Genomic DNA, 7,940 nt, shown 5'->3' on the forward strand with positions numbered 1-7,940 from the left:
GCGCCGGACCGTCCGGCAAGCGCGTGCCCGACGCGCTCCAGCATGCAGTTCAACGGGGTGGTGAAGCGGGCGTACGGGGCGGTCAGCTGCGCGAACGGCTCAGCAAAGATACGGCGCGAACAGGTCGCGTCGCCGCAGATGAAGCACCGGACCCGCAGGATCACGACGCCCTGCTCACCGAATGGGAGATCCTTCAACCTGCGCTGGTAGGAGTGCACCCGGTCTGAGAACCCACCGCAGTCCGGACAGACCGCACCCACCACCGGGCCTCTCGCCACGATGTCGACGGTGCCGAAGACAGCGGTCACCGCCTCGACGTCGACGTCATCGATCCCGTCGAACACCAGCGAGTCCCAGAACGATGAATCGGCCTGCATGACCAGCACCGTCACTGGCCACAGCCGGCAAGCGCGAAGAGTTGCAGAGATCTGATGGGGCATCACTACTGCCTGCCCGACGGCGAGGTGCTGCGGTAACTCTCCGCGACCACTCCCCAAGATCTGTGCCAGGCCCGCTGAACGACGTCACAGCCACTCCGAAAGCTGCTGGACGGTCAATTCTCCAGCAACCCGACTCCATCAAACCCGGGCATATCAGACTCCACGAAACGGGGGTCAGCTCAGGCCGCACAACCGCGAAAGTCGAGTGATGAAGCCTGTTGAGCGGAAAGCGGATGGCTTCTTATGCTGCGCGGATACGGTTGGCTGGCGCGGGGTTGGCCGCGCTCGCGAGGATGGTGGGAGACGTGACGAACCAGGGTGAGATCTACGTCGAAGTTGTGCCCCATCCCGGCCTGGCTGGCGACCTGAGCCCCGCGGACCTCGTCGACAGGTTTTCCAACCGGGTGAGTGAGCTGGGCGGGGCGCTGGCCGCCGTCGCCTCGCGGCTGCGTCAGACGCTGGACAGTCAGCTGGAGGAACCGGCCGGGAGTAGCTGGGCGCTCGCCGACGTCAGCCTGCAGATGTCGATCAACCTTGAGGCCGAAGCAGGTGTGGTCATCTCCCGCGCCAAGACAGGCGCGGCGTTTCAAGCGACACTGACCTGGAAGCGTCGAGAGTCCTCCGGAGCAGCCGCGACCTGATCCGGGCATCCACGAGCCATCCAAGCTACTCCTTCCCGCCCTGGGCACGTTGCAGCAACACCGACGTGCTCGGCTCGTATCCGCTTTTCCACAGGTTGACCAATTGTTGCAGCAGCGCTGTCAGCTGGGGAGCGGTCATCGCGTCCGCGTGCTTGCGGACCAGGTACTGCACCAGCTCGGTGCGCATCCCGTTGCTGATGCTGAACGACATCGACTCGGCATGCCTGCGGTAGAGCTGACCTTCCAGCGGGAGGACGTCGGAGTCGTAGCCGGCTCGCGCCAGCCGGATCTGTATCTCCCAGTCCTCGAATGCGGGCAGGCTTTCGTCATAGCCTCCGACGTGCTGCAGCGCCTGCCGGCGGAAGAGCACCATTGACTTGAGGTGAGTGTGCAGGACGAGGTTGAGGTCGCCGACAAGGCCGGCCGGCACGTACACGAGGTTGAGCAGGCCGAAGTAGCGTACGTAGCCGCCGAGGAACCCAAGGTCGTCCCGCCGGCGCAGGGCATCGACGGCGGCGGGCAGGAAGCCGGGCTGGACCATGTCATCGGCGTCCAGTACAAGGATGAGCGGTCCGCGGGCTCGTTCGATTCCGGCGTTGCGGGCCGCCGAAAGCCCGCGATGCGCCTGTCGGACGGCGTTGACGTCGGTGAGAGCGTCAAGGGCGGCAACGGTCTCCGGCTCGGTAGAGCCGTCATCTACCACCACGATGTCCAACTCCGCCGGACCACCACGGCGGACCGAGTCGACCGCTGACGCGAGGAAGCGCCCCTGGTTGTAGACGGGGATGACGACCGACACCCGGTCAGCCCGGGCGGCTGGGCGAGCACTCCAGCGCGCCGCCACCCGTACCGGAGTCGAGACGTACGCCTCGGTCAGGCACTCCGCGGCCCGCAGTGGCGTGTACTGGTTACGCATGGCGTCAGCGGCGGCGCGGGCCAGACCGGCGCCAGTCGCGTGCCCTCGTACCGCCGCGACCAACACGTCAGCGAGCGCCTGCGGGTTGCGGTCGGGCACGATGCGGCCGGTCTCGTTGTCGCAGATCAGCCCGGCGCCGACACTGCCCATGGGCGCGGCCACCACATAGCCCGCCGCCATCGCTACCAGGGCTTCGGATGGAGTACCGCTGACGCCGGTCGCCAGCACGCATTGGGTGCCCGCTGGTGGAAGGGCGGCCAGTTCGGCGATCCGCAACGGACCGGCAAGGGTGACCGCACCGCGCAGCGACCCGGTGAGTTGCCCCTGCAAGTGTTGCCAGTACGACCGGCCCACCGGATCGGTCGGGGTGTCGGCACCGCGGAGCACGAGCCGCAGTTCCGGCTCCTTCTCGTGGGCCAGTTCCAGCGCGTGCAGGACGGTTTCGAGCCCGGCGTCAGGCCGGATCGGACCAAGCCACAGCACCGTCCGGGCAGCGTCCGGCGCGAAGCCGCCCGGGGGGGTGGAGTCGGGATAGGGCAGGCTCGGCAGGCACCGCCGCAGCTGACCGCTGTGGACCCCGGCGGTGTCGGCGTCCGCCTGAGTGGCGGCCAGGACGATGTCCGCGTGGCTCCGAGCGTACTGCTCAGCGTAGGCGGTCAACTCCGCAGTATATTCAGTCGGCTGATGGGCCGTGGGTCCGAGCCTGATGGTCGACCACGGCTGTAGCGACACCGCCAGTCGAGTGTTCGGGAACCGCGCGAGCAGGCGCTTGGCTCGCAACAGCGTCAGCGCTTCACCGCCCGCGTCAGGCAGTTCGATCACATCCAGCCCGGTTTCGTCATGCACCGCCTGGACCGTGTCGTACACGCGGTCGGCGTAGGACTGGCGTTCGGTGAAGTACAGGTGAGCGACCCGCTCAGGCAGCAACGGCTGCCAGTTCAGACGGCTGATGCCTGGCAACAACTGCCGCCATGGTGCGGCGAGTTCCTCGCTGATCAGATGGACCTCGTGGCCGGCGAGCGCCATGGCATTGGCGGCTGCAAAGGCGTGGGCGCCCGGACCAGTGGCCGAATCGGTCGCGAGATCGCGACACACGTAGGCGACGCGCATCAGCCGCGGCTCGCTTGGGTCGATTCGGCTATCTGGGCCGCCCGGAAGATGGGCCGCCGCCAGGCCGGAAAGTATCCGGGCCCGGCAGGCTCTAACAGGGTCTCGGCCATGCGGCGCACCTGTGCCCAGGCCGGCGCCCCGGAGAGCCCGCCGAATGCCAGGTCGGCCGCGGACTGCCCCGCGTAGAGCTGGATGGCGCGTACTCCGTCGAGCTGGCCCTCGACGTTGGTGGTGCTGCTGGAGACCGCCACCTGCAGGCGCTGCTGCGGCGCGGAGGTAACCAGCGGACCGATGGCTGCCTGGGGAGTGGACACGGCTTCAGGTCGACCGCAAGGCGAGGACGTTGAAATGCCGGACCGGATCGAAACGCATCATTCCGACCTCCTGTACCGCAGCGGCTCGTAACGTGGCGGCCTGTTCGATCGCCGCGGTGAGGGCGGTGGCCGCCTGATCGTCGCTGGCGTCCGGATCGACGTGCGCGACGCGGCCGGTGTCCGCGCACAGCGCCGCTTCGGCGCACGTACCAGGCCGCCAGGCGAGCGCGGCGACGGGGGTGCCCGCGCGGAGCGCCTCGCCGAACACAGCGGCGCCCGCCTCGACATAGTCCCGTGCGCAGGTGTACACGAAGACGCGGCCCTGATGGAACTCCGCGGTCTTGGCCGCACCGCCGACCTCGCCGACCAACTCGACATGGGCCGCACTGAACAATCGGCGGTGCCGCTCCAGGTACGCGGTGTCGAAGACCGGCCCGGCGATGCGGATGCGCAGGCCGAGCCGCTCAGCGGCCATGACGGCCAGATGGGGGGCCTTCACCGCGTCGACGCGGCCGACCCAGACCAGGTGCTGTCCGTCCCTGGCAGGTGGCTCTTCCTCGTTGAGCCCTTGGTGCACGGCCAGTTCGGCGCGCGGATGCTGGTCGGCGTAGAGCGCCATCATTTCGGGCGAGTAGCAGTACAGGCGGCTACCCACGCCGTCGAACGTACCAGCGGGATGCTGCATGTTGGAGCCGTGCTGGAAGGCGGCCACGTCGCAGTCCAACGACCGCCACACGTCCCGCCAGGCCGACCGGGCGGGATATTCATGCCAAGCGATAAGCAGGTCGTATCCGGCGGACCGCAACCGGGCCAGTTGCGGCCCACTGAGATCCTCCAGTCGTGCTCGCTGGATCGGCCAGTCCGTGGCAAGTTCCGGCCGCCACTGTTCGCCGATCAGGTGCACGACGGCGCCGGACCGGCGGGCCCCGACGGCGGCCGCCCAGAGCCAGCGCTCGATGCCCGCATAGCCCTTGGGCGGAAAAGCGTAAAGCGCCGGAAAGTCACAGATCCCAACCAGCATGTCGCACACAGTAGCGTCGTGGGCATAGTGAATGGAAGGCTGTTCTCCGTCGCCGGAACGCTTCCCACCGTCCGGGCCTGACACTACTGTCTGCGACATGCTGGTTAGGGATCCTCACTTTCCCGAGACCCGGTCACGGGCCGCGTTCGCGGTGCGGGCTCCCGCGGCGCGGCGGGTCTGACCGCAATGTCCATCTCGCGCTCAGCGGTTGGTCGGCTGGTCCTGCCAGGGCCAGGAGGTCGGCCGCTCGGTACCGCCTTCGCCGTGAACGAGCACACCCTGCTGACTGCTTTCCACTGCGTCGGCAACCGGGTCACGGGAAAGGTCGAGCGTACCCACGCGGAGTTGGACCTGGACGGACTCAGGATCCCATGGGTCTTTCTCACCGGAGACCCGGCTGCGGACTGCGCGGTCCTACGCCTCAACGAGCGGCTGCCGGCCACGGCCCGACCACTCACGCTCGCCGAACGCGTGACCGCTCAATCGTGGCGAGCGGTCGGTTTTCCGGCCAGCCTCGCAGACCTCGGTCGGGTCACCGTGTCGGGCAGCATCTCCGACGTCGAGGGGCAACTGCGCGGAGTACCCGCCCTCCAGCTCTACGCGGATCAGTCGGCCGCCGGCCTCGCCCTGGGTGGACTGTCGGGTGCACCGGTGTTCGCCGGAACCGCTCCAGGCGTGGTGGGATTAATCAGGTACAACCCGCCGCATCCCGACGCCGCCGAGCGCGGCCTCGGCGGCATCGTGTACGCGTGCCCGGCCAAGGCGCTGCGCGCCGTCCTGGACTTGGTCGGGATCCAGCCCAGCATTGACACGTCGCGTCCCCGGCCCACCGGGGCGACGCTCGGTACCACTGCCTCCCGTGCGGCCCTACCGCCGGACCGGCTCGAGTTCACCGGGCGACACGGCGAGATCGAACGCATCATGACCGCACTGGCGTCGCCCGGCGCGGTCGTCGCGGTCCACGGCCAGCCAGGCGTGGGCAAGTCCGCGCTCGCTGTCCACGTCGCACACCTGCTCGTACAGCAGTACCCGGATGCCCTTCTCCACATCGACCTGCGCGGAGCTGACCGGCGGCCCGTCGCTACAGCCGATGCCCTGGAGCGGCTCCTGCTTGCCCTCGGCCTGCCTCCGGACGCGGTGGCGGCCACCGAAGCCGAGCGAGCGGGACAGTATCGGGAACTGCTCAACGGAAACCGCGCCCTGATCCTGCTCGACAACGCGCATTCCGCAGCGCAGATCAGACCCCTTCTGCCGGGGACGCCGACCAGCGCCGCCCTGGTCACCTCGCGCCAGCCCATGAGTACCCTCGACAGGGTGGATCTGCTACCGCTGCAAGTCCTGACCCCCGCGGAGGCAGTGAGCCTGCTCGAGGCGATGCTGCCCGACGACCCGCGGACGCGAGATCGGGCGGGCGTCGACGAGATCGTCCGCCTCTGTGACTACCTCCCGCTGGCCATCCGCATCGCCGCCGCGCAACTACGCTCGCGTCCACACTGGACAGTGCGACACCTCGCCACCCGGCTCGCCGACGAACGCCGCCGCCTGTCCATCCTCGAGGTGGACGACCTCGCCGTACGCGCGAGCTTCGACAGCAGCTACGTCGAACTCCCGCCATCGGCCGCACAGGCCTTCGCCGCCCTGGGCGGGCTCCGCGGTCCGGACTTCCCCGCCTGGGCTCTGGCCGCGCTACTCGACATCGATCCGGCCGACGCCGAAGACCGGCTCGAAGAACTCGTCGCGGCGCAACTGGTGGCTTTCGCCCGACTCGATGTCACCGGATCCCACCGGTACCGCTGTCACGACCTGGTACGGGTCTACGCCGCCGAGAAAGCAGCCGAGCGGTTCGACGAGGCCGCGCGGCGCGCCAGCCGGGAACGGCTCTACAGCGGATACCTGACGCTTCTGCTGGACGCGATGTCGGATCTGGGGCCGGGTAAGGACCTCTTCCTGGCCGAGTCCGTGCCGATCGTATGGCGGCCACCGGACGAGGTCGTGCAGGCGAGACGAGTCGCCGGCGCGGTCGACTGGTTTACCGACGAGCGCGAAAGCCTGGTCGCCACGGCCCGGCTGGCCTATGAGGACAGGCTGTGGCCCTATGTCTGGGGCATCATCGACGTCCTCAACGGACTCTTCTACGCCCAACGACACGGCGCGGAGTCTCTCGAACTCAAGGACCTGGCTTTGAAAGCGGCCCGCGAGGCGCGAGACCCGGTCGCGGAAGCGGATGTGCTCTACTCGTACGCGTCCTACTACCTCACCACCGGAGCCCATCCCAAGGCCGTCGCCGTGCTGCACGACGTCCGAAAGCGGTACAAGGCATTGGGGATGAGCGACCGGGAAGCACGCATGACGCTTGCTCTGGGCTATGTTGAGCGCGATCGAGGCCAGCTACAGGTCGCCGCCCGCCTGCTAGAGGAGTGCCTCGACTTGTACCGAGACGGCGACAACGAGATGAGCTTCGCCGCCACCGAGCACAACTACGCCATCGTCCTGCGCGAACAGGGCTGGCTGAGCCGGGCCGCCGACACCCTCGCACACTGCATACCGGTATTCCGCGCCCACGGCGACAACGGACTCGGGCGGCTGCTGCACACCCGGGCACTATTGAACATGTACCTGGGCCGGTTCGCAGCCGCGGAGGCTGATCTAAACGAGGCGCGCCCCCACTGCGTCTCCGCTGGCGATGCGCGCTGGACCGCGATTGTCGACCTGGGCCAGGCGAGGCTCCTCGGCAGGAGGCGACGATGGGCGGAGATGCTGGATCGGCTGCGGCAGGTCGAGCGGACCTTAAAGGAGATCGAGGAGCACCTGGGAACGGCGCAGGTCTGGCGCAGCCAGGCCATGGCACTACGCGAGACCGGCGACCTGCCCGGAGCGTTGGCACTGTACGCCCAGGCCGCCGCCGCCTACGAAGACACGGATGATCATCGGACCAAAGCCCGACTTACCTACGGAAAGGCTCTGACACTGCTACGTTCGGGTGACCTCGCCAGCTCATCCGCCGCGTTCGCAACGGCCGGGCATGTCTTCGTCGACCTGGATGACCAGCCCTGGCTGTTGCGAACGCGGCGCTGGCAGGCCGTACTACGGTCGGCCGACGAAGGGGGCGCCGCTGCCGTCCCGGTATGGACCGAAGTACGCCAGATCGCCGCAACGCTGATCGACCGAGCCGGCCCCGACTACTTCCCAGCCTGGCTTAGGCCCATCCTCCGGGCGGCGGGCGGTGACTGATGCGCTGCCGATGTTGGCCAGGTCGTCCGTCAGCGGGCTCTGGCACAGATCTTGGGGAGTGGTCGTGGAGGGTTATCGCGGCACCTCGCCGTCGGCGTCGTGATCCTGCGGGTCCGGTGCTTCATCTGCGGCGACGCGACCTGTTCGCGCCGTATCTTTGCTGAGCCGTTCGCGCAGCTGACCACCCGGTACGCGCGCTTCACCACCCCGTTGAACTGCATGCTGGAGCGCGTCGGGCACGCGCTTGCCGGACGGGCCGGCGCCTGA

7 protein-coding genes are annotated in these 7,940 nt (G+C 68.4%); 3 read left to right on the forward strand and 4 right to left on the reverse strand.

Going from position 1 to position 7,940, the window contains the following annotated elements:
- Positions 1-377 (reverse strand): transposase family protein (locus ABZ904_RS49695; protein ID WP_361830800.1); only part of this gene is annotated, 377 nt, incomplete at its 3' end.
- A gap of 296 nt (positions 378-673) precedes the next feature.
- Here ABZ904_RS49695 and ABZ904_RS49700 point away from each other — a divergent pair.
- Entirely contained in the window at positions 674-1,081 is a 408-nt protein-coding gene (locus tag ABZ904_RS49700) for a CU044_2847 family protein (RefSeq protein ID WP_361830803.1), read from the forward strand.
- Positions 1,082-1,106: 25 nt separating this feature from the next.
- Here ABZ904_RS49700 and ABZ904_RS49705 read toward each other — a convergent pair whose 3' ends face one another.
- From ABZ904_RS49705 to ABZ904_RS49715, 3 genes are read right to left on the reverse strand one after another with little or no spacing between them, the layout of a single operon-like run.
- Complete coding sequence (locus ABZ904_RS49705) at positions 1,107-3,107, reverse strand: glycosyltransferase (protein WP_361830806.1); 2,001 nt, start codon at positions 3,105-3,107, stop codon at positions 1,107-1,109.
- Positions 3,107-3,421 carry a hypothetical protein gene (locus ABZ904_RS49710; RefSeq protein WP_361005673.1) on the reverse strand — a complete coding sequence of 105 codons (315 nt, stop codon included), beginning with the start codon at positions 3,419-3,421 and terminating at the stop codon, positions 3,107-3,109. Before ABZ904_RS49710 ends, ABZ904_RS49705 begins: the two co-directional genes overlap by 1 nt.
- A 4-nt stretch (positions 3,422-3,425) precedes the next feature.
- On the reverse strand, positions 3,426-4,526 hold the full coding sequence (locus ABZ904_RS49715; protein ID WP_361830809.1) for a glycosyltransferase: 1,101 nt from the start codon (positions 4,524-4,526) through the stop codon (positions 3,426-3,428).
- A 102-nt stretch (positions 4,527-4,628) separates the two neighbouring features.
- Here ABZ904_RS49715 and ABZ904_RS49720 point away from each other — a divergent pair, with 102 nt between their 5' ends.
- Both ABZ904_RS49720 and ABZ904_RS49725 read left to right on the forward strand, forming a co-directional pair.
- Complete coding sequence (locus ABZ904_RS49720) at positions 4,629-7,673, forward strand: trypsin-like peptidase domain-containing protein (RefSeq protein ID WP_361005670.1); 3,045 nt, start codon at positions 4,629-4,631, stop codon at positions 7,671-7,673.
- Between the two features lie 99 nt (positions 7,674-7,772).
- Positions 7,773-7,940 (forward strand): hypothetical protein, encoded by a 168-nt coding sequence (locus tag ABZ904_RS49725; protein ID WP_361005667.1) that lies wholly within the window; start codon positions 7,773-7,775, stop codon positions 7,938-7,940.

Origin of the sequence: Streptomyces sp. NPDC046900 (genome assembly GCF_040644975.1) — a bacterium.
Taxonomy (GTDB): Bacteria; Actinomycetota; Actinomycetes; order Streptomycetales; family Streptomycetaceae; genus Streptomyces.